This is a genomic window from Mycobacterium fragae (assembly GCF_002102185.1).
In the GTDB taxonomy this organism is placed as follows: Bacteria; Actinomycetota; Actinomycetes; order Mycobacteriales; family Mycobacteriaceae; genus Mycobacterium; species Mycobacterium fragae.
Genome location: NZ_LQOW01000026.1, coordinates 319552 through 340195, shown reverse-complemented (window position 1 = coordinate 340195; position 20644 = coordinate 319552). Strand labels below are relative to the sequence as shown.

The window sequence follows — 20644 nt, the reverse complement described above, 5'->3', positions numbered from 1 at the left end:
TCTCACTCCTCGATATGGATGGCCAGCGCGGGGCAGGCCGCGGCGGCCTTGCGGGCGTTTTCAGCCTGATCGGCCGGGGGGTTCTCGCTGCGCAGGACAACGACGCCGTCGTCGTCGCGCTGGTCGAAGATCTCCGGAGCGTTCATCACGCAGTTTCCGGACGAGGCGCATTTGTCTTGGTCCACAGTCACTTTCATCGCAACTTCTTCTCTTTCGTGACCGGCGCCAGCCATAGTCCCACGATCGCGTCGATCAGCCCTGACCCGGCGGCCTGCCAGGACGAGCGGGGGACGGATGCACCGCTGGCGAGTGCGCGCTCACGGTCGGCGCAGGTGTGCATCAACAGGTTCCGGGCCATCAAGTTGCGTTCCACCCGAACGTCGATCGGCAGATCGGGAAGACAACGGTTGATCCCGTCGATCACCTGCACCAGCGATGGTGAGCTGAGCGCGTCTTTGACGACGATGTTGTGGTAGGCGGGATCGGTCATGGCCTGCGCGGCAAAGCGCGCATACCAGGTGGGGTTGCCGAGCGCGGCGAGGTGGTCGGTGAGCGGACGCACCAGGCATGCCACCCAGTCCCGCATGTCGGGGGCATCGCCGAGTTCGGCCACCATCTGCTCACGCAGCCGCTCGATCGGTACCCGATGCTTCTGCTCGATTGCCCGCACCAGATCGGTCTTGGTGCCGAAGTGGTAGCCGACGGCGGCGTTGTTCCCCTGGCCGGCGGCCTCACTGACCTGCCGGTTTGATACCGCGAACACTCCATGCTCGGCGAACAGCCGCTCGGCGGCGGCGAGTATCGCCTCCTGCGTTGTGCTGGCCCGCTCGCTGCGCGCGGTCCTCGCGGTAGTCACCTGCGCCAGTCAACCCCGTCCGACGAATTAAGTCAAGTGATTGATTTAATCTTTGCGCTCGCTGCGGCGGCGGATCGGCTTTCCGGCGGAGGTTCCACCATCGATCGGCAAAACCGTCCCGGTCACATACCGGGAGCGGTCGCCGGCCAGATACAGCGCCGCCTCGGCGACGTCGTCGGGAGTGCCCTCGCGCTGCAGCGGCCGGTCGGCGCGCATCTGCTCGCGGATCGTCTGCTCGAATCGTTGGAGCTCGGTGGCGCTCTTCTCCGAGGCCGACGAGGCCAGCAGCGGTGTCGGGATGCTGCCTGGTGCGATGCAGTTGACCCGAATGTCGTAGTGCGCCAGTTCGATTGCCGCCGATTTGGTGAACTGGATGACCGCGGCCTTGGACGCGCGGTAGGTCATCACCCCGCCGCCGGCGAGGATGCCGCCAATCGACGAGACGTTGATGATCGACCCGCCGCCGCGCCCGGCCATCTGCCGGGCGGCGTCACGAGTACCGGCCATCACGCCCAACACGTTGACCGCCATCACCCGGTGGAAGTCGACGAGGTCGTCATCGAGGAAGCTGCGATGCATCCTGCTGGAAACCCCGGCGTTGTTGACCATCACATTGAGGGCGCCGAACGTCTCGACGGCGTGGCCAACGACTGCGCTGACCTGCTCCGGGTCGGCGACGTCGGTCAACTTAAAGGCGGCATCGGCGCCCAACTCGGCAGCAAACTCTTCGCCGCGCTCGCGCTCGACGTCGGCGATGACCACACGTGCGCCCTCCGCGATGAACTTCGCGACGATGCCCGCGCCGATGCCCGATGCGCCGCCGGTGACGATCGCGACTTTGCCGGTCAGTTCGTTGACCACATCGAAGAGTTAATCGGCGCGAACATGGTTAAGTCAAGTGCTTGATTTAGGTGTGATCGCTCCCGAACCGGGAATGCTTGGTGCTACGTTCGAACACGGTGAGGCTGTGTGTTGCCTGTGAGCTCATGCGGGGTTGGCCTCCAGCAACCGGACGCAAGTGTGCAAAGGAGTTGATCTTGTTCAAAGGAACCGATTTGAAGCTCAACGGATTTGGCGCCGCGCTGGGGGTCCTGGCCACCGGAGCCCTGGTGCTGTCCGCGTGCGGCAATAACACCAACACGACCAACAACACCACGGTGCAAGGCGCGCCCCCCGGTTCGTCGTCTGCGGCGAAGGTGAGCTGTGGCGGAAAGAAGACGCTGAAGGCCAGCGGCTCGACCGCGCAAGCCAACGCGATGGCCCGTTTCGTCAACGCCTTCGAACAGGCGTGTTCCGGCCAGACCCTCAATTACACGGCCAACGGTTCCGGCGCCGGGATCAATGAATTCGTCGGCAACCAAACCGATTTCGGAGGCTCGGATGTGCCGCTGAGCTCCGACGAGGCCGCCAAGGCGCAGCAACGCTGCGGATCGCCGGCCTGGAATTTGCCGGTGGTGTTCGGCCCGATAGCGGTCACCTACAACGTCAAAGGCGTGAGCACGTTGAACCTGGACGGGCCGACCGCGGCGAAGATCTTCAACGGCGCCATCACCACATGGAATGACCCGGCGATCGCGGCGCTCAACGCGGGCACCAACCTGCCACCGACGCCCATTCACGTGGTATTCCGCAGCGACCAGTCGGGAACCACGGACAACTTCCAGAAATATCTCGACGCCGCCTCGGACGGGGCCTGGGGCAAGGGCACCGGCAAGACGTTCAACGGCGGTGTCGGCGAGGGCGCTTCGGGCAACGAAGGCACGTCGGCGGCCATCCAGAACACCGACGGCGCGGTCACCTACAACGAATGGTCGTTCGCCCAGCAGCGGAAGTTGAACATGGCTCACATCGTCACACCCGCGGCACCGCAGCCGGTGGCGATCAGCGCAGACTCGGTCGGTAAGACGATTGCCGGCGCCACCATCAAGGGGCAGGGCAACGACCTTGTGCTGGACACGATGTCGTTCTACAAGCCCACGCAGGCCGGCGCATACCCGATCGTGCTGGCGACCTATGAGATCGTCTGCTCGAAGTACCCCGACCCTCAGGTCGGTACAGCGGTGAAGGCGTTCCTGCAGTCCACCATCGGCGCCGGCCAGAACGGCTTGGCGGACAACGGATACGTCCCGATCCCCGACTCCTTCAAGTCGAGGTTGTCGACCGCGGTCAACGCCATCGCGTGATCCGAGGTCGCGTGTGGCACCACATCCGGCCGCGTTACCGTTGCCGGCATGGGTGATCGGACGCGGATAAGGCGGGCGCCAACGTCGACCGATACCGGCAGGGCACGGCGGGCGGATCGACTGTTCAAGTTGATCGCCGCCGCTGCCGGTTCGACGATCGTGACGGCGATTGTGCTGATCGCGGTGTTCCTTTTGGTGCGCGCCATCCCGTCCCTGCGCGCGGACCACGTCAACTTCTTGACCAGCGCCCAATTCGATACCACGGACGCCGAGCACCTGGCGTTCGGTATCCGCGATCTGCTGATGGTCACGGTGCTGAGTTCGGTGTTCGCGTTGGTGTTGGCGGTGCCGGTCGCGGTGGGGATCGCGGTGTTTCTCACCCAATACGCTCCGGCGCAGTTGTCGCGTCCGTTCGGTGTGATGGTCGATCTGCTCGCCGCTGTGCCCTCGATCATCTTCGGGTTGTGGGGCATCTTCGTGCTGGCGCCCAAACTGGAGCCGCTCGCAACGTTTCTCAACCACCACGCGAATTGGTTGTTTCTGTTCAAGAACGGCAACGTGTCGATGGTCGGTGGCGGCAACATCTTCACCGCCGGGGTGGTGCTCGCGGTGATGATCCTGCCGATCGTCTCCTCGGTGTCGCGAGAAGTGTTCCGGCAGACGCCCGTCATACAGATGGAGGCCGCGCAGGCCCTCGGCGCGACGAAGTGGGAAGTCGTGCGGATGACCGTGCTGCCGTTCGGTCGTAGCGGCATCGTCGCGGCGTCGATGCTCGGTTTGGGCCGCGCCCTGGGTGAAACCGTGGCGATGCTGATCATTTTGAGAGCCGCCGCGCGTCCCGGGAACTGGTCACTGTTCGACGGCGGTTACACCTTCGCCTCCAAGATCGCCTCCGCCGCCAACGAATTCACCGAGGCACTGCCGACCGGGGCCTATATTTCCGCGGGCTTTGTGCTGTTCGTCATGACGTTTGTCGTCAATGCGGCCGCACGGGCGATCGCTGGCGGAAAGGTCAACGGATGAGTGCTACCACGCTCAACGAGCCGCTCAAAGTGGGAACGTTTCGCCACATCAGCCTGCGGCGGCGGATCAAAAACCAGGTTGCGACAATGCTTTTCCTCACTTCGTTCGTCATCGCCCTGGTTCCGCTGGTCTGGCTGCTATGGGTGGTGATCAAACGAGGTTGGTACGCGATCGTCCAGCCAGGATGGTGGACCCATTCGCTGCGAGGCGTCCTGCCGGAGCAGTTTGCCGGCGGGGTGTACCACGCGCTGTACGGAACGCTGGTGCAGGCCGGGGTGGCCACCCTATTGGCTGTGCCGCTGGGATTGATGACGGCTATCTACTTGGCGGAGTATGGTTCTGATCGGCTGGCGCGGGTGACGACCTTCATGGTCGATGTGCTGGCGGGAGTGCCCTCTATCGTGGCGACGCTGTTCGTGTTCGCCCTGTGGATCGCGACTTTGGGATTCGACCAGAGCGGCTTCGCGGTGTCGCTGGCATTGGTGTTGTTGATGTTGCCGATCGTGGTGCGCTCCACCGAGGAGATGCTCAAGCTGGTCCCAGACGAACTACGAGAAGCCAGCTATGCGTTGGGGATTCCGAAATGGAAAACGATCCTGCGGATCGTCATCCCGACGGCGATGCCCGGCATCATCTCCGGTATCTTCTTGTCGATCGCGCGCATCGTCGGCGAAACCGCCCCGGTGCTGGTGCTCGTCGGGTACAGCCGCTCCATCAACTACGACATCTTCAACGGCAACATGGCGACGCTGCCGCTGTTGATCTACACCGAACTCAACAATCCCGAACACGCCGGCTTCCTGCGCGTCTGGGGCGCGGCGCTGACCCTTATCATCGTGGTTGCCGGTGCCAATCTGCTTGCCGCAGCAGCGATTCGCATCCTTGCCGCCGGTCGGCGGTAACGAAGGACGAATGCCCTACTTGGGGCATCCCGCGACGAGGAGCTTGATCACCCTGTTGTTGCCGCGGTCGGCGACATAGACATTCCCGGAGTTGTCCACCGCCAGCTGCAACGGGGTGTTGAGCCCGGTGAGTGGTAGTGGCGTCGGGGTGCTGGACCCCGCGGGCAGCTTCAGCACCTGGCTGCTGTCGTGTTCACTGACGTAGAGGTTGCCGGAACCGTCGACCGCTATACCCCAGGGCACGCTGAGGCCGGTGAACGGCACCACGGTCTGGGTGTTGGACCCGGCCTCCAACTTCACCACCCGGTTGTTGTCGGTGTCGGTGACGAAGACGTTGCCGGCGCTGTCGACCGCAACGCCATCCGGGTTTTTGAGGTCGGTGAACGGCAGCACTATCGCGTCCTTCGCCCCTTGCGGCAGCTTCAGCACGCGGCTGTTGCCCCGGTCGGCGACATACACGCTGCCGGCGCTGTCCACCACGACGCCCTCGGGATAACTCAGGCCGGTGAACGGAAGCTCGCTCTGGTTGTTCGACCCGGCGGGCAACGTCACGACCCTGTGGTTGAAGTCGGTGACGTAGACGGTGCCTGCGGAGTCGACCGCCACATCCTGAGGCTGGTACAGGCCGGTGAACGGCAGCACCGTCGGGGTGCTCGACCCGGGCGCCAACTTGACCACCCGCCCGTACATGCCCTGGTTGGTGACGAACACGTCGCCGGCGCTGTTCACCGCCACCCCGCCCGGGGAGAGACGGAAGTTGAGCCCGTTGAACGGCAGCACGTTTTGGCCGCACGCCTCCTGGGTCCCCCCGGATGGGTGGTGGGGCCGCACCAGGTATCCGAAGATGGCGACGAGCAGCACCACGACCGCCGCCGCGATGATCCACCACTTGCGGTTGCTGCGGCGCTCGGGGGCACCCGATGTGAAATCGGGCTGCGGTACGCGGGCGGGGTGGCTATAGCTCGGTGGCCCGGGAGGCCCAGCGGAGTACTGAGGTTGGCTGGCCCAGCCACCGGTGCCTCCCGGCACGCCTCCGGGCGGCGGCGGGCCCCAGTTCTGCGGACCGCTGGCCGAGCCGACCGGACGAGCCATCGTCTCGGCGGCGGCGGCGTCCTCGCTTTGCGCCAAAATCTTCGCGGACTGATCCTGCTCGGGCGCGGTCAGCGCATCGTGTGCGGCGTCGGCCAGCTCGCCGGCGCTGCGGTAGCGCTCGTCGGGGTTTTTGGCCATGCCCTTGGCGATCACCTGGTCCAGCGCCGGCGGAACCCGCCCCGGTCGCAGCTCGCTGGGGCGCGGGGGAGGCTGCGTCAGATGCGCGCCCACCGCTCGTTCGATGCTGTTCGCCCGATAGGGCGGGGACCCCGTCAAACACTCAGCCAACACGCACGCCAGCGAATAGATATCGGCGCGGTAGGTGACCTCGTCGGCGGTAAACCGCTCCGGGGCCATGTAGTTGTAGGTTCCCATCGCGGTCCCGGTCTGCGTCAGTCCCGGGTCGGTGGCGGCGCGGGCGATACCGAAATCCACCAGATACGCGAAGTCGTCGGCGGTGACGATGATGTTTTCCGGTTTGACGTCGCGGTGCGTCACGCCGATGGCGTGCGCGGCGTCCAGTGCCGAGGCAACCTGACGCACGATGGCCACCGCCCGCGGCGGACTCATCGGCCCGGTGCGTTTGAGCAGGCTGGACAAGTCGGTGCCGTCGATCAGCCGCATGTCCAGATACAGCTTCCCGTCGATTTCGCCGTAGTCATGGATCGGCACCACGTGTGGATCGGTCAGCCGCCCCGCGGCATCGGCCTCACGTTGCATCCGCGCGCGAAACATCGGGTTGCCGGAGAATTCCGGGGAGATCAGCTTCAACGCGACGACCCGACGCTTGCGCATGTCCTCGGCCTCGTAGACCTCGCCCATCCCGCCGCGGCCCAGTAGCCGCAGCAGCCGATAGGGCCCGAACTGCGTCCCTGCCCGTGAAGTCGGGTTGCTGCCGCTCACCGTCGACTCTCCCTTCCCCCGGCCATCACCGCGAATCCGCTTTCGTCACGAGATAGCATTCACCGCCGCCGCCAGTTTCGATTGGAACGAGGCCGGCATCGGAATGTATCCGTATTGGTCCAGCCCTTGCTGGCCGTCGCCGATTGTGGCCTGCATGAACGCTTTTACGGCCGTGCCGGTCGCCGAATCCGGATACTTCGAGCAGACAATTTCATATGTCGCCAGCACGATCGGGTAGGCACCGGTCTGGGTCGGCTTGTAGAACGACGACGTGTCCACCACCAGGTCATTGCCCTGCCCGGCGAACTTGGCCCCGGCGATTGTCTTGCCGACCGAGTCGGTGGTGATGGTCACCGGATCCGGACCCGCCGACGTGATGATCTGCGCCATGTCCAGCTGGTGGCCCACCGCGAAAGACCACTCGTTGTAAGCGATCGACCCATCGGTGGCCTTCAGCGCCGCCGAAACCCCCTCATTTCCGGCGGCGCCCTGCCCGACGCCGCCGTCGAACATCTCGTCGGTGCCCTTACCCCAGGCACCGTTGGACGCGGCATCGAGGTACTTCTGGAAGTTGTATGTGGTGCCGGACTTGTCGCTGCGGAACACGACGTTGATGGGGGTTGACGGCAGGTTGGTGCCGCTGTTGAGCCCCGCGATGGCCGGGTCGTTCCACACCGTGATCGCCCCGTTGAAGATCTTTGCCGTCGTGGGCCCGTCCAGGTTCAGCGAACTGACGCCGTTGACGTTGTAGGTGACCGCGATTGGGCCGAACACGGCAGGCAGATCCCATGCCGGTGAACCGCACCGCTCCCGCGCCCGGTCGGTTTGACCCTTGGCCGGATCCAGCGGCTTGTCGGAACCCGCGAGATCGGTTTCATTGCTGACGAATGCCTCCACCCCGGCGCCGGAGCCGTTCGCGTTGTAGTCCAACGTGTAACCGGGGCACGCCCGGATGTAGGCATAGACGAATTGCTCAATTGCGTTCTGCTGGGCGGTCGAACCGGCGGCCTGAAGTTTCTTCTTGCCGCCGCAGTTGACCGGTACCGATGGGGCGCTTGATCCGGACGACGAACTTTTCGAGTTACCACCGCATGCCGACAACACCAGCGCGCCGGCGACCAGCAGGGCCAGCGCGGCGCGAGATCGGTTGAACTTCACAGAACTCCTCTGCAGACCAGATGCGTCGCTGTTGGGCTACCCGGACGCCGAGCTTACCGTTAATAGCCGGTACTTCGGCGGTGAACGACAGATGAACGGCGCGGCGCGTGGGCGCGTGTCAACCGAGTACACGCTGGGCGGCAACGGCTGTGGATACCATTGGCTGGTGTCGACTGAGGCCGTTGGTGGGCGTTTGCCGGAATTGACCGGCGACGCCAGAGCAGATCGCTGGCGCGAGCACCGTGCTGCGGTCCGCGCCGAGTTGGTCGAGGCGACATTGCGCGCGATCGAGGAATACGGCCCCGATCTTTCCATCGACGATGTGGTGCGGACCGCCGGCGTCCCCCGGCCGAAGCTCTACCGGTTCTTCGCCGACAAGGACACGTTGTTCAGCGCCGTCGGCGAACGCGTGCAAGCCATGGTGCTCGAGCGCGTGGTGCCTCGATTCAGCGAGGCCGGTACCGCGCTGGAGCTGGTCCGCTCGGCCGTGGCCACTTATATCGACCTGGTCGACGAGCGGCCGAATCTGTTCCGCTTCTTGGTCGGCTCCCAGTTCACCGAGCGCCGCTCGACCGAGGCTCTGATCGAGGGCGGTCGGCCACTGGCCAACGCGACCACCGACGTGGTGGCGAGCATTCTCCGGGAGCGAGGCGCCGACGGCGACGACCTCCAATATGTTGTCGACGCGTTGCTGGGCGGGGTTGCGCTCGGTGTGCTGCGCTGGCTGAACGAGCCGACGATCAGCAAGGATGCGCTCGTCGAGGAGCTGACCACCTTCCTGTGGGGTGCGTTGTCGGCGGCTGCGGCCGCGCGGGGTCTGGTCATGGACCCCCAAGAAAAGTTGCGGAAGCTGGACTAGTCGGCGACTCTTGCGGGCTCTTGCCGGCCCGCGGTACTGTGACCCAAGGCACCTAGTACTAGTAGTACTAGATACTGGACGTTCGAGGAAGGCCGTCGCAGTCATGACGAACGGGCACCAGCACTATCCCAAGACGCGGCGGATCCGCTTCCGATTCGGCGAGGACAGTGGCTACGGCAAGTACTTCGTCAACAACGACATCGTGTTCAGCCACTATGTGGCCGGGCTGTCGGGCGCGTTTCCGCCGGGCGAGGAGGCGTTCATTCGATCGGTCCACCGATACTCCGACCGCATCGAAGAGCCGGTGCTGAAGAAACGGGTCGCGGGCTTCATCGGTCAGGAATCCACGCACGGCCAGGAACATCGCCGGCTCAACGAGAAGCTCATCCAAATGGGCTACCCGATCGGCTGGTGGGATTCGGAGTCTTTGAAAGAAAAGCGGATGCGGTTCGAGCGGTGGCTGGGGGGCCGCAGACACTTGGCGATGACCGCAGCCGCCGAGCACTACACCGCAGTGCTTGCCGAGCGGGTGTTGTCCAGCCCTGAGGTGCAAGCGATTCCGGGTGACGCGGAAGTGTGGAACCTGCTGAATTGGCATGCCCTGGAAGAGCTGGAACACAAGTCGGTCGCGTTCGACGTCTATCGGACTGTCGGCGGTTCCGAGCGCACCCGAATCACCGTGATGGCGGTCATGATGGCCGTGATGATTCCGCTGACCACCGTCCTTTTGATCATTGCGCTGGCGCGCGACCCGATAGCTCGCCGGCAGCCGGTGCGGGTAGCCCGCGAAGCGTATGCGCTGTATCGGGGCCCGTTCTTCAAAGGGTTGCCACGCGAACTCGCGAAATACCTCCGTCCAGGCTTTCATCCCGACGACATCGACACGACAGCACTGCTGGAGCAGTGGCGAGCGGAACTCTTCGGCTCCGAGGGCGTTCTCGTCGACCACCTGAAGTAATCCACCGAAGGAGTGAATCGTCATGGGAGCTGCACAGCCGGTACGGACGAGCGAAACAGTCTCGGCGAGCACCTATCCCACGGTGCGACGGATCCGGTTTCGGTTCGGTGATCCGCTACCGATGAAGCGTCACTTCGTTGAGGGCGACATCGTGCTGAGCCACCTGACCGCGCTGCTGTCGGCGATTTTTCCGCCCGGTGAGGAGGGTTTCATCCGCTCGGTGCGCCGCTTTGCCGACCATGTGACCGACCCGGTGCTGAAGAAGCGGGTCGCCGGGTTCATCGGCCAGGAGTCGGTACACGGTCAACAGCACCGACGGCTCAACGAACAATTGGTGGCGATGGGCTATCCGATGGTGCGCCTGTTCATGTTCGACCACGACAGCAGGCGCCACCAACTGATCGTGCGCGGAGAGAATCGGTTGCCGGGCTATCTGCATTTGGCGGGGACGGCGGCCGCCGAGCACTACACCGCCACGCTCGCGCAGCGCATGCTATCCGACGAGATGCAGGCGATCCCAGGCGATCCCGAGGTGCGCCAGTTGCTCAACTGGCATGCCATCGAGGAGTTGGAACACAAGTCGGTGGCGTTCGACGTCTACCGCGCCGTCGGCGGACCGGAGTGGATCCGCATTTCAGTGATGGCGGTGGCCTACGTGCTCACCATCCCCGTTGCCACGGTCGCCGTGATGCTGTCCATCATGACGGACCGTTCCGGCTGGCACCCGATCACGGTGTGGCGTCAGACCATCGGAGTGTTTCGCGGGCCACTGCTGAAAGGCGTGATGGCGGATCTGCGCAAGTACATGAGACCGGGCTTTCACCCTGACGACATCGACACCACAGCGCTTCTGGAGCAGTGGCGTGCGGAACTCTTTGGCGCCGACGGCACTCTGGTCGATCATCTCAAGTAAGCATTTGTTGAAATTGCGCGCAGGGTCGTGAAATCCGTTCAAGCACAGCCCTCAGCGCAATCTCAACGCGTGCCGGTCGGTGCGAGCATCTGCTTCCATCCGTCGTCGCCGATATTGCCCGAATTGCCAAGTGTGTACTTGACGCCATCGGGGCCCAGCACTTCACCGCTGGACGGCGTGTAGATCGCCGCCGGGCTTGCCGGAGTGTAGACGCACGGGTTGGGCTGCTGCCCATTGCATTGCACGGTGCCCGAACCCGGACGCTGCAGCGGATCGCTGACCGGAGGAGGCGTTCCCGGTACCCGATCGGCGGGCGCCGGGTTCAGCCCGTTGTTGACCGACGGAGCCGGTATCACCTCGCCGACGTTGACCGGCTGGTCGCAGCGCGCACCGGGCGCGGGGCAGTTGCGAATCTGGTTGGGGTCGCCGTACCAGGGGTTGGTGCCCAATGGAACGTACGGTTTGGTGTCGCGGCATTCCGCCGGGGTCGCGGCACGCTTGCCCGGGACATCGACGCACGGCAGGTTGCGTGCTCCGCGTACGACGTTTGCCGGAGTGTCTTGGGGGATCTTGCAATACGTTCCGGTGGGCAGCGGCGCCATGCTGGTGTCCGCCGGCGAGCGCCACTGCGATGCCGGCAGAAATCCGGTCAGACACGGTGGCGGACTGTTGATCGAGAGGTTGAAGTCCATCAGCACTGAACCCGGGGAGGACGCGATCGCGCTCTGCGCGATCGACCCGACCTCCGGCAGGAACACCATCAACTGTTCGAGGCCTGTGTTGTAGCGCTTGAGCATGTCGGCGACGATCTCCAGGTTCGCGATGGTCTGCGGCAGCGACTCGCGGACGTCGCTGAACACTTCGTTGACCTGATCGGCGGTCGGCGCCGCTTTGGACAGGATGTTCTGCACGCTCTGGTCGTTTTGGGAGATCTGCGCGGTCAGGGTGTTCAGGTTGTGGGCCCAGACTTCGATCGAATCGCTCGAGTCGACCTGGCTGTCCAGAATCGGCGCGGAGTTGGCGATGACGTCGTCGACGTCGGAGAGGTTGGTCTTGAAGTCGCCGACGATCGTCTGCGTCGAGTCGACCAGTCGTTGTAACGCCGGTCCCAGGCCGCCGACCGCTTGTGCGGTCTCGTCGAGCAGCGACCCGATCTTGTTTTTCGGCAGGACCGCCAGGCCGCGGTTGGCGGCATCGAGCGCCGGGCCGATCTCACTGGGCACGGTGCCTTTGGTGATGGTTTGCCCGGGCGAGAAGAACTGTCCGGGATTGCCTTTGGACACCAGGTCGAGGTATTGCTCGCCGACCGCCGACACCGAGTGCACATTGGCCGAGGCGTCGATCGGGATGCGGTAGCGATCGTCGATTGACAGCGTGGCCCGGGCACCCTTGACTGTCGGCTCGACCTTGGTGACCTTGCCGATCTGGATCCCGCGATAGGTCACATTCGACGTGCGATACAAACCGCCCGACGCCGGCAGCTCGGCGATCAGGGTGTACTGGCCGATACCGATTTTGCTTGGGATCCGCAGGTAATACCAGCCCAAGGCGATCAGCGCGGTCGCCGTCAGAATCGCGAACACGACCAACTGGTAGCGGATAAAACGCGTCAGCATTTATTCGCCCCGCTCCACCGGCGCGTCGGCCGGGTTGGGTGTGAACCGGATGTCGGGAACCATGGTTGCGGGATCGCGGCCCCACGACTGCTCGAGCGCACGCAGCATCCCCGAGATGCCGGTTCCGGAAAAGACCGCATTGTCGATGGTGCTCAAGGTGAGGTCGAGCGACCCGGAAACGTTGATGTAGTCGCCACGTACAATCTTCGGCACGCTGTTGATATCGAACGGCGGGGAGAGCAGCAGCTTCAGTGCGTCCACCAAATACGGTGCGGCAAGGCCGAGTTGCTTCAGCGGCCGCTGCAGTGACTGCAGATCCTGGTGCAGGTCGCCGCGGGCCGCCGACAGCGTCTGACCGGCGACGTCGCTGAGCCGGCCCACCGCATCGACGGTGTCGGCGAAGAGATCACGTTGATCTTCGAAATGCCGGATCAGTGGGGGGAATTCGGTGAGCGCCCGGTCAAGGACGTCCGCGCGTCCGCCCACATAGCCCAGCAGTCGGTTGGTGGAATCGATGGCCCGGGTCACGTCGCCGCGCTGCTGATTGAGCTTGCCGGTAAAGGTGTCGAGCTTGTGCAGGAAGTCGCGAATCTGGTGGGCCCGGCCGGTCAGAATTTTGTAGACCTCGTTCTGCAGCACCTCGAGGTTCGGAATCCCGCCGCCGCGCAACACCATGGCGAGGCTGGCCAAGGTCTGCTCGATGGAGGGATACGCCGACGAATTCTTCAGCGGAATGGTGTCGCCGTTCTCCAGCGGCTGCGGTGACGGGTTCGGTGGTGCAGCCAGTTCGACATGCTGAGAACCCAGCAGGCTGGTCTGGCCGATCTTCGCGGTGGCGTTTTTCGGCAACCGGACGCCCTTGTCCAGATCAAGCGTCAAGGTGGCGACCCAGTTTTTCAGGTTGATCGCACGCACCGTGCCGACAAAGACGTCGGCCACTAGAACGCGGCTGTTTCCGTTGAGCGCCAGGGTGTTTGGTATCTGCACGTAGATGGTGTAAGAGCCCGGTCCGCTGCCGGGTCCGCCGGGTAGCGGCACATTGGAGATACCACGCCAGTTCCCGCAGGACGTCAGGACGACGACCGTCACCAGCAGCGCCAGCGCCCGCTTCACGAGCCGGCCCCTGTCGGTGCGGGTGCCGCCGCGGTCGGTGAGGGCAGGGGCTGCGGGTACCACGGCGGCGGCAGCGGATTGTTCTCGTCGTAGGCATTCGGCGGCCCCGCCATGTTCTGCCTCGGCGGCGGAGGTGCGATGTTCGGACCACCCATCAACTCGGCCAACGAATCTGGCGTCAACATGTTCGCGGTGAACGGCTGAACCCGGACTCCTTGCATGCCCGGCGCGACGATCCAGCCCGGCTCGGAGTTGCGGTGCGACCACGGGGTATCCGGCGAGAAGATCCCGGGGACGGTAGTGTCCTTGTATCCCGGCGGCGGCTGCAGACGAGGCTCGGAGTAGGCGATGTTCTTGGGCAATGTATCGGCGGTGCTGACGAGGTTCATCCCGAACGGCGCGTAGTTGAACTTGATCGCATCAAGTATCGGGGCCAGGTACTGCGCACACAGTTCGGCGGAATCCTGATACCCGAGCCGGCTGCCGGCCTGAATCGTGCTGCAGATGAACTGCATCGGGTTGGCGAAGTTGACCAGCGCGGGCACGCCGGTCAGGCTGCCGTGCGCCGGCTCATAGATTCCAAGCACATTGGCGGCCATGGTGGGCAGGATGTGCAACGCCGTCTCCAAACCATCCCTGGGGGTCGGTTGCACGATCGCGGTGGTGGCCTCGCCGAGATTGTTGATGTCGTGAGCCAGCACGTCACGGTTCTCAGTCAAAAATGTACGGGCGGTGTTCAGTAGGCTCTCGGTCTGCTGTATCGCGTTGGCGGCCGACTGATCTGAGCTGGTCAAGCTATTCGTGAACCGGGCCAGGTCCTTGTTCAGTGCGACGAACTGCTGGTCGTCTTGGTGTAATGCGTTGACAAACAACGCCAGGCTGCGCAGCACGGCGAAGAAGTCGCCACGGCCCTCGTCAAGTGTGGTCAAGACCTGAGACAGGCTGTCCAGCGTGGTGTTGATCTGCTTGCCCTTACCGGCGAGCCCGTCGGCAAACGATTCGATGATGTCACCGAATGGCCCCTTGGGCTGCTCCGGTGTCGGGCCGAGTTTGTCGATGATGTTGGTGAATTGGTTACGCAGGTCGTCCCACTCCACCGGCACTTGGGTGCGCTCGATCGGGATCACCGCGTTGTTGCGCAGCACCGGACCGCCGTCATACGCCGGCACGAGTTGGATAGCCCGCGACGCCACCAGGGTCGGGTTGAGGATCACTGCCTGTGCGTCGGCGGGAACCTTGTACCGGCTCTGGTAGTGAAAGGTCACCTTCATCTGGTCGCCGGCCGGCTCGATCTTGTCGATCGCGCCCACTCGGATGCCCATGATCTCGACCTTGTCCCCCGAATACAGCGCGTCGGCTTGCGGGAAGTAGGCGACCACGGTGGTGTTCGTCAACCGGTGATAGACCTGCCAGCCCGCGAATGCGGCGACCAGACCCGCTATCAACACCAGTGACCCGATGATGACCGACGCCCGCGACAGCCTCGGCAACCGCACGTTGTGGACATCGAAAATGGTGCTCATCGGCTACCTCCGGTTCCATCCGGTGTGATGTACGGTGCCGGCAGTTGCGGCCCCGGTCCGGGTGGTGCGTGCGGTCCGGGCGGCAGCCCGGGCGCGAATGTCGACGGCGGTGGCGTCGGGCCGGCCGGTGCCAGATGCTCGGTCCGTGCTCCCGGCGGCGCATTCGGCGGCAGCGGCGCCGGGATGCCCGGCAGGTCAGGTGGCGGTGCGCCCGGCCGCCCGGCGATCGGAAGGCCCGGGGTCGGCGGCAGGCCGTTCGGGTTCGGCGGTGACGAAAGCACATCGGGCAACAGGGGATACGGGCCGTTGACGCCGAACGGGCCTTGCCCTTGGTCGACGCCCGCGCATGGCATCGGGTTGCCCGGCCGCGGAATCAGCTCCGGCGGCGGGGTGTACGAGCAGGGTGAGCCGGGAGCCACGGCGGGCCCCGGGTGATCCGGGGTGCCCTCCAGCACCGGCGGCGCGGGCGGCGGCGCGCCGTTGGGGAAGCGGGTGCCGTTGGGGTCGGGGAACCGGAAGGCCGGCAGCCCCGCGCTGCGCCAGAAGTCCTCCGGGTCGATCCCGCGCTTCTTGAAGGCCGCATCCACCCACGGCTGCAAAATCTGATACGGCAGCAGGTTGGCCACCATCACTTTGAAGTACGGCCCGGAGCCCACCGCCTCGCTCAGCGCCGCGGTGTAGTTCCGCAATGTGGTCAACACGGCGACGAGATCGTTTTTGTGCTTGACCAGAATGTCGGTGACGGTGCGCAGCTGCTCGAGCAGATGGTGAAGGTTGGGGTTGTCGTTGATCAGCCCCTGCACCTGGGTTGAGAACGCCGCGACGTTTCGCAGCAGCGCCTCGATGGCCCTCCCACGCTGGTTGAACGCGGCGAGCAATGCCCGGGTGTTCACCAGCAGCGCGTTGATCTGCTTGCTGCGATCACCCAGCACGCCGGCCACCTTCCTGGCCTGCGTGAGCAGGTGCCTGATCTCTTCATCGCGCTTGCCGACGGTGTCGGACAATTTGGCCACCCCGTCGAGCGCGGCGCTCAGGTGGGGGTAGGTCTGAGCGATCGTGTGCGACAACACATTCAGCGACTGCTTGACGGTGTCGATGTCCCAGCCGCCGGCAGCCTTGGTGACGTCGAAGAACGCGTCGTAAATCTGATACGGGGTAGTGCTTTGACCAAGCGGCAAAACGCCTCCGGGCCGCAGCTTCTCGGTGCCCCGCGGTTGGATCTCGAGCACCTTCTTGCCCAGGATCGTCTCGGTCTTGATCGCCAGCCGGCTCTCGGTGCCGATGGTGTGGCTGCCGGTCGAGAACTTGATCACGATGTGGTTGCCGTCGATTTTGAGGCCCTGCACAATGCCGACGTCCTTGCCGGCGATTCGCACCTTGTCGTTCTTGCTCAAGCCGCCGGTGTCCAAGAACTGGCCGTAGTAGCTCGGTGTGGCGAACAGCATCGGGACACTGCTGAAGCTTTGGCCCACACCGACAACCAGAAGCGCGACGACGATCGCCAAGGCCCCGGTGCGCACCCGGTTGGCGGGTTCCAGCGCTCTCATTGCCGCGTGCACCTCCCCGTCGGCTGCTGGAAGAGTCGAACCGTTCGCACCGGCCCACCCGGTTGCAGCCCGTTGACCGTGATCGACAGGTCACACAGATAGAAGTTGAAAAAGTCGCCGTAGATACCGCTGGCGCGACCGATCCGATTGAACGCTTCCGGCAGCTTCCCCAGCATGTCCTCGAGCTGGTCACGCTGTTCGACGAGTGGCTGCGCGATGGTCTCCAGGCGGCTCACGGTGTCGTGCAGCAAGCCTCGGTTGTCGGCCAGCAGGTCGGCGACGGTCCCCGCGGCGTTGCTGATGTGGGCGGTGCCGGCCGCCAGCGGATCGGCCCGGTTCTTCAATCCAGTGATCAGTTTCTCGAAATTGTCGACGGTCGCGTCGAACTGTTTTCGGTGTCGGACCGTGGTGTCCAACACGGTGTTCAAGTTGGTGATCACCTCGCCGATGGCATCATCGCGTTTGGACAGATGCGCAGTCAGTTCCGCTGTCTGGTCGAGGATGTCGTTGATGGTGCCGCCCTCGCCCTGAAACACCGTGATGATCGCCGAGGCAATGCTGTTGACCTTCTCCGGATTCAGCGCCCGGAACAACGGCTTGAAGCCTCCGATCAGCGCGTCGAGATCCAACGCCGGCTGGGTGCGCGACAGCGGGATGAACCCGCCGGGCGGAAGGACCCGATCGGCGTTCTCGCCCGTGCCGCGATCGAGTTCCAGATAACGGTTACCGATCAGATCCTGATAGCGGATCAGTGCGCTCGTCGACTGGTAGAGCGGTATCGATCGGTCGACGGTGAACTCGACCCGGATCCGCTTGTCCCCGTCGACCAGGTCGACGCTTTTGACTTTGCCGACCTCGACGCCCGACGCGCGCACGAATTGGCCGGCCCGTAACCCGCTGGCATTGCTGAACTCTGCGGAATAGCTGTTCGTTCGGTCGAATCGCACCTGGCCGAAAACGATGACGATGACCGCGGTGAACAACAGCTGCACCGACGCGATCGCAGCGAGTCGAATAACCGTGCCCTTGATCTTCATGGGTTGATCGTGTACTCCCCGTACTGGCGTCCCCAGATGTATTCGGTGGCGAGCGGCTGGCTGAGCTCGAAATGGTTGTACGGCGCAATGCTGTTGCCGCTGTCCATCACCAGATACGGCGCGGGCCACAGATCACGGGTGATCGGTTGCCAGCAGCCCGGCGCGCCGCCAGGTCCGCCGCGGCCGTTTACCCGTGGCAGATTGTCGGGATAGACGTAGGGGTTTTCCGCGCCGGTGATCGAAACACCAAGTCGCGCAGAATAACTGTTGCCGCTCTCCAGCGCCGCGATCTTGGGGACGAGTTTGGCGAAGTTGCGTAGTGTGCAGAATATTTCGGGGCTGTAGGTATCGAGTAGGCGCGCGGTGGGCACGAGATCGGCGGTGAGGCGTTCCAGATATGGCTTGCTGCGGGTGAAGATGTCTGCTGCCGTGTTGGCGAAGCCCATCGCCGCCAACAATGCGGCATCCACGTCAGCCTGCTGGCGGTTGAGTGTGCGTGCGGTGATGACCGCATGAGCAAGGGCGTCAAAGAGATCCGGTGCGTCATTCGCGTAGATGTCAGCCAGCGCGGCCACCTGCTGAATGTCGTGGCGAATTGTCGGCATCCGCTGATTCACGTCATCGAGGATCGCGTTGCCGTTGACGATCGACACCCCGAACTTCTCGCCCAATCCGCTCAACGCCTGTGCTGCTGCGCTGAGTGTCAGGTTCACCTTGACCGGATCGACGTGCTCCGCGATCTGGGTGAGCGTCTCGAACAATGTATTGAATTCAGTGGTCGTTGAAATCGCATCGATTACGTGTTTGGGTGTGATCCGCTGCAGTGACGGGTTTTTCGGCGATGTGAATGACACGTACTTGTTGCCGAAAACGGTCGTCGCCTGAATTTTGGCGGTCACGTTGTCCGGGATCAGCCGCACATACTGCGGGTCCACGTCGAGGGTGAACCTGGCGGCCGGCTTGCCGTCGTGCTCAACCTCGGAAATGTCGGCCACCCGGCCGATGCTCACGCCGTTGAAGGTGACCTTTGACCCGCGATCCATCACCAGACCCGCCCGCCCGGCCAGCATCGTCAGCCGCGTCTTGGGCGTGAAGTCGCCGTGAAATTGCCAATAGGTCAGCGCAAGCACCAGAGCGCACGCCAGCAACAACCCCAGACCTGCGACGGTGTCCGGCCAGGTTCGCGGCCTGCGTTCCTTCTCTTGTCTCAGAGGAATCGTCATGGCAGCTACACCGTGAGATTGAAATTCGGATCGACACCGTAGAGCGCAAGCGAGGTCAGCAGAACCACGATCACCGTCGACACCAACGAGAATCGCATCGATCGCCCGACCGCCTCGCCTACCCCGACCGGACCGCCGCTGGCGTTGTACCCGTAGTAGCAGTGGGTGATCATCACGATCACCGCCATCACAATGACTTCCGCCCCCGACCAGAAGACATCCTCGGTACGCAGAAATGTCTGGAAGTAGTGCTCGTAGGTGCCCACCGACTGTCCGTAGAACAGCGTTGTGACGGTCTGCCCGGACAGGAAGGACATGACGAGCGCCATCGCATACAACGGGACGACCACCACCAGCCCCGCCATCAGACGGGTGGACACCAGGAACGCGACCGACTTGATGCCCATCACCTCGAGTGCGTCGATCTCTTCGCTGATCCGCATGGCGCCCAATTCCGCTGTGGCGCCGGCACCTACGGTCGCCGCCAAGGCGACGCCGGTGACGACGGCCGTGACGACGCGGACGTTGGCCAGTGCGGCGAAAAATCCGGTGAACGCCTCGACACCGATGTTGCCCAGCGACGCGAAGCCCTGGATGGCGATCAGCGAGCCGCCGGACAGCGTGGTGAAACCTATGATCGAAGCGGTGCCGCCGACCACAGCCATCGCGCCTGTGCCCATGCCGATTTGGGCAATCAGCCGCAGTGTCTCCCGGCGATAACGGCGCAGCGCCCAGCCGATCGACCAACCGCTGACAAGCGCGAACCGGGTCAGCCGCCCGGCCTGGTTCACTGCCCGGGCGGTGCCCCCGACGTAGTGGTCGAGGTTGGCGACGGTGCGCGGGTAGCGGGCCCTGATAACCGCGGCGGCGGAAACGTTAGCCATGTCAGCGTCCCGTCCCGAACCGGACGCCGATGGTGGTCAGCACCACGTTGACCGCGAACAACGCGATCACGCACAACACCAGTGTCTCGTTGACCGCGATGCCGACGCCTTTCGGGCCGCCCTTGGTGGTCAGGCCGCGGTAGCAGCCGACCAAACCGGCGATCACTCCGAATACCGCCGCCTTGACCACGGCAATTACCACCTCGGGCAGGCCGGTGACCAGGGTCAGGGTGGCGAGATAGGCGCCGCCCGAGACGTTTTGGAGGCGAACGCCGAAGAAAAACCCGCCGATCAGCCCGATGGTGATCACGGTTCCGTTCAGCAGCGTGGCGACGATGGTTGCCGCGACCACTCGCGGCACCACCAGCCGTTGAATCGGGTCGATGCCGAGCACTTCCATCGCGTCGATCTCCTCGCGAATGGTGCGCGCACCCAGGTCGGCACAGATCGCCGTCGACCCGGCGCCGGCTATTACCAGCACCGTGGTCAGCGGCCCCAGCTGGGTGACGGCACCCAACGCCGCGCCGGCACCGGAGAGGTCGGCGGCGCCGAAGGCCGACAGCAGGGTGTTGAGCGTGAAGACGATGAGCACGGTCAGCGGGATCGACACCGCGATCGTCGGCAACAACGCGACTCGCATGAGAAACCAGGACTGAAAGATGACCTCGCGCCAGTGGAATGGCACCCGAAACAGCGCCTTGCCGGTCAGTACGCACATCTGGGCAAAGCCGCCGACCGACGCCAGCGGAAGCTCGAGTTGGTCGCGGACGTAGTCGGTGAACCGCGGCGGCGTCGCCGTCGTCACCGCGTCGGGCACCACGAAATGTGAGAACACATGTTTCCCATGTGCCACA

19 protein-coding genes are annotated in these 20644 nt (G+C 64.2%); 6 read left to right on the top strand and 13 right to left on the bottom strand.

What is annotated here, in order from left to right; all coding sequences use genetic code 11:
• Positions 1–2: 2 nt before the first annotated feature.
• The 3 genes from AWC06_RS16120 to AWC06_RS16110 are packed head-to-tail and all read right to left on the bottom strand — an operon-like array spanning position 3 to position 1717.
• Positions 3–197: a ferredoxin gene (locus AWC06_RS16120; RefSeq protein WP_085198975.1), complete on the bottom strand. Its 195-nt coding sequence runs from the start codon at positions 195–197 to the stop codon at positions 3–5.
• Positions 194–856, bottom strand: coding sequence for a TetR/AcrR family transcriptional regulator (locus AWC06_RS16115; RefSeq protein ID WP_085198974.1), 663 nt, complete (start codon positions 854–856; stop codon positions 194–196). The genes AWC06_RS16120 and AWC06_RS16115 overlap by 4 nt, the downstream gene beginning before the upstream one ends.
• Before the next feature lie 45 nt (positions 857–901).
• The gene (locus AWC06_RS16110) at positions 902–1717 is read right to left on the bottom strand and encodes an SDR family oxidoreductase (protein ID WP_085198973.1); all 816 of its coding nucleotides are present in this window, start codon (positions 1715–1717) and stop codon (positions 902–904) included.
• A gap of 194 nt (positions 1718–1911) precedes the next feature.
• Between AWC06_RS16110 and pstS (AWC06_RS16105) the strand changes: the two genes are divergently transcribed.
• Genes pstS (AWC06_RS16105) through pstA form a run of 3 tightly spaced genes read left to right on the top strand, consistent with a single transcriptional unit; the run spans position 1912 to position 4964 of the window.
• Positions 1912–3039: a phosphate ABC transporter substrate-binding protein PstS gene (gene pstS / locus AWC06_RS16105; RefSeq protein ID WP_085199052.1), complete on the top strand. Its 1128-nt coding sequence runs from the start codon at positions 1912–1914 to the stop codon at positions 3037–3039.
• A 48-nt stretch (positions 3040–3087) separates the two neighbouring features.
• On the top strand, positions 3088–4062 hold the full coding sequence (gene pstC, locus AWC06_RS16100) for a phosphate ABC transporter permease subunit PstC (RefSeq protein WP_085198972.1): 975 nt from the start codon (positions 3088–3090) through the stop codon (positions 4060–4062).
• The gene (gene pstA / locus AWC06_RS16095; protein WP_085198971.1) at positions 4059–4964 is read left to right on the top strand and encodes a phosphate ABC transporter permease PstA; all 906 of its coding nucleotides are present in this window, start codon (positions 4059–4061) and stop codon (positions 4962–4964) included. The genes pstC and pstA overlap by 4 nt, the downstream gene beginning before the upstream one ends.
• Positions 4965–4979: 15 nt before the next feature.
• Here pstA and AWC06_RS16090 read toward each other — a convergent pair whose 3' ends face one another.
• Together AWC06_RS16090 and pstS (AWC06_RS16085) are read right to left on the bottom strand one after the other, a co-directional pair.
• On the bottom strand, positions 4980–6959 hold the full coding sequence (locus AWC06_RS16090; protein ID WP_085198970.1) for a serine/threonine-protein kinase PknD: 1980 nt from the start codon (positions 6957–6959) through the stop codon (positions 4980–4982).
• A gap of 45 nt (positions 6960–7004) precedes the next feature.
• A complete protein-coding gene (gene pstS / locus AWC06_RS16085; protein WP_085198969.1) occupies positions 7005–8117 on the bottom strand; it encodes a phosphate ABC transporter substrate-binding protein PstS in 1113 nt (370 codons plus the stop codon).
• 166 nt (positions 8118–8283) lie between these two features.
• Here pstS (AWC06_RS16085) and AWC06_RS16080 point away from each other — a divergent pair, with 166 nt between their 5' ends.
• The 3 genes from AWC06_RS16080 to AWC06_RS16070 all read left to right on the top strand — a co-directional run bounded on the left by AWC06_RS16080 (position 8284) and on the right by AWC06_RS16070 (position 10847).
• On the top strand, positions 8284–8976 hold the full coding sequence (locus AWC06_RS16080; RefSeq protein WP_139820076.1) for a TetR/AcrR family transcriptional regulator: 693 nt from the start codon (positions 8284–8286) through the stop codon (positions 8974–8976).
• 103 nt (positions 8977–9079) lie between these two features.
• Positions 9080–9934: a metal-dependent hydrolase gene (locus AWC06_RS16075; protein ID WP_085198967.1), complete on the top strand. Its 855-nt coding sequence runs from the start codon at positions 9080–9082 to the stop codon at positions 9932–9934.
• A 22-nt stretch (positions 9935–9956) separates the two neighbouring features.
• Entirely contained in the window at positions 9957–10847 is an 891-nt protein-coding gene (locus AWC06_RS16070; RefSeq protein ID WP_085198966.1) for a metal-dependent hydrolase, read from the top strand.
• A gap of 62 nt (positions 10848–10909) precedes the next feature.
• Here the strand turns inward: AWC06_RS16070 and AWC06_RS16065 are convergent, their stop codons facing one another.
• Genes AWC06_RS16065 through AWC06_RS16030 form a run of 8 tightly spaced genes read right to left on the bottom strand, consistent with a single transcriptional unit; the run spans position 10910 to position 20508 of the window.
• Positions 10910–12463, bottom strand: a complete 1554-nt coding sequence (locus AWC06_RS16065; protein ID WP_085198965.1) for a virulence factor Mce family protein — start codon at positions 12461–12463, stop codon at positions 10910–10912.
• Entirely contained in the window at positions 12464–13576 is a 1113-nt protein-coding gene (locus AWC06_RS16060; RefSeq protein ID WP_227371049.1) for a virulence factor Mce family protein, read from the bottom strand. It abuts the gene before it with no gap.
• Complete coding sequence (locus tag AWC06_RS16055) at positions 13573–15099, bottom strand: virulence factor Mce family protein (protein ID WP_085198963.1); 1527 nt, start codon at positions 15097–15099, stop codon at positions 13573–13575. Before AWC06_RS16055 ends, AWC06_RS16060 begins: the two co-directional genes overlap by 4 nt.
• Complete coding sequence (locus AWC06_RS16050; protein ID WP_085198962.1) at positions 15096–16646, bottom strand: MCE family protein; 1551 nt, start codon at positions 16644–16646, stop codon at positions 15096–15098. The genes AWC06_RS16055 and AWC06_RS16050 overlap by 4 nt, the downstream gene beginning before the upstream one ends.
• On the bottom strand, positions 16643–17683 hold the full coding sequence (locus tag AWC06_RS16045) for a virulence factor Mce family protein (RefSeq protein WP_085198961.1): 1041 nt from the start codon (positions 17681–17683) through the stop codon (positions 16643–16645). Before AWC06_RS16045 ends, AWC06_RS16050 begins: the two co-directional genes overlap by 4 nt.
• On the bottom strand, positions 17680–18906 hold the full coding sequence (locus AWC06_RS16040; RefSeq protein WP_085198960.1) for an MCE family protein: 1227 nt from the start codon (positions 18904–18906) through the stop codon (positions 17680–17682). Before AWC06_RS16040 ends, AWC06_RS16045 begins: the two co-directional genes overlap by 4 nt.
• Positions 18907–18911: 5 nt before the next feature.
• Complete coding sequence (locus AWC06_RS16035) at positions 18912–19790, bottom strand: ABC transporter permease (RefSeq protein WP_085198959.1); 879 nt, start codon at positions 19788–19790, stop codon at positions 18912–18914.
• A gap of 1 nt (position 19791) precedes the next feature.
• The gene (locus AWC06_RS16030) at positions 19792–20508 is read right to left on the bottom strand and encodes an MlaE family ABC transporter permease (RefSeq protein WP_139820087.1); all 717 of its coding nucleotides are present in this window, start codon (positions 20506–20508) and stop codon (positions 19792–19794) included.
• Positions 20509–20644 lie beyond the last annotated feature (136 nt).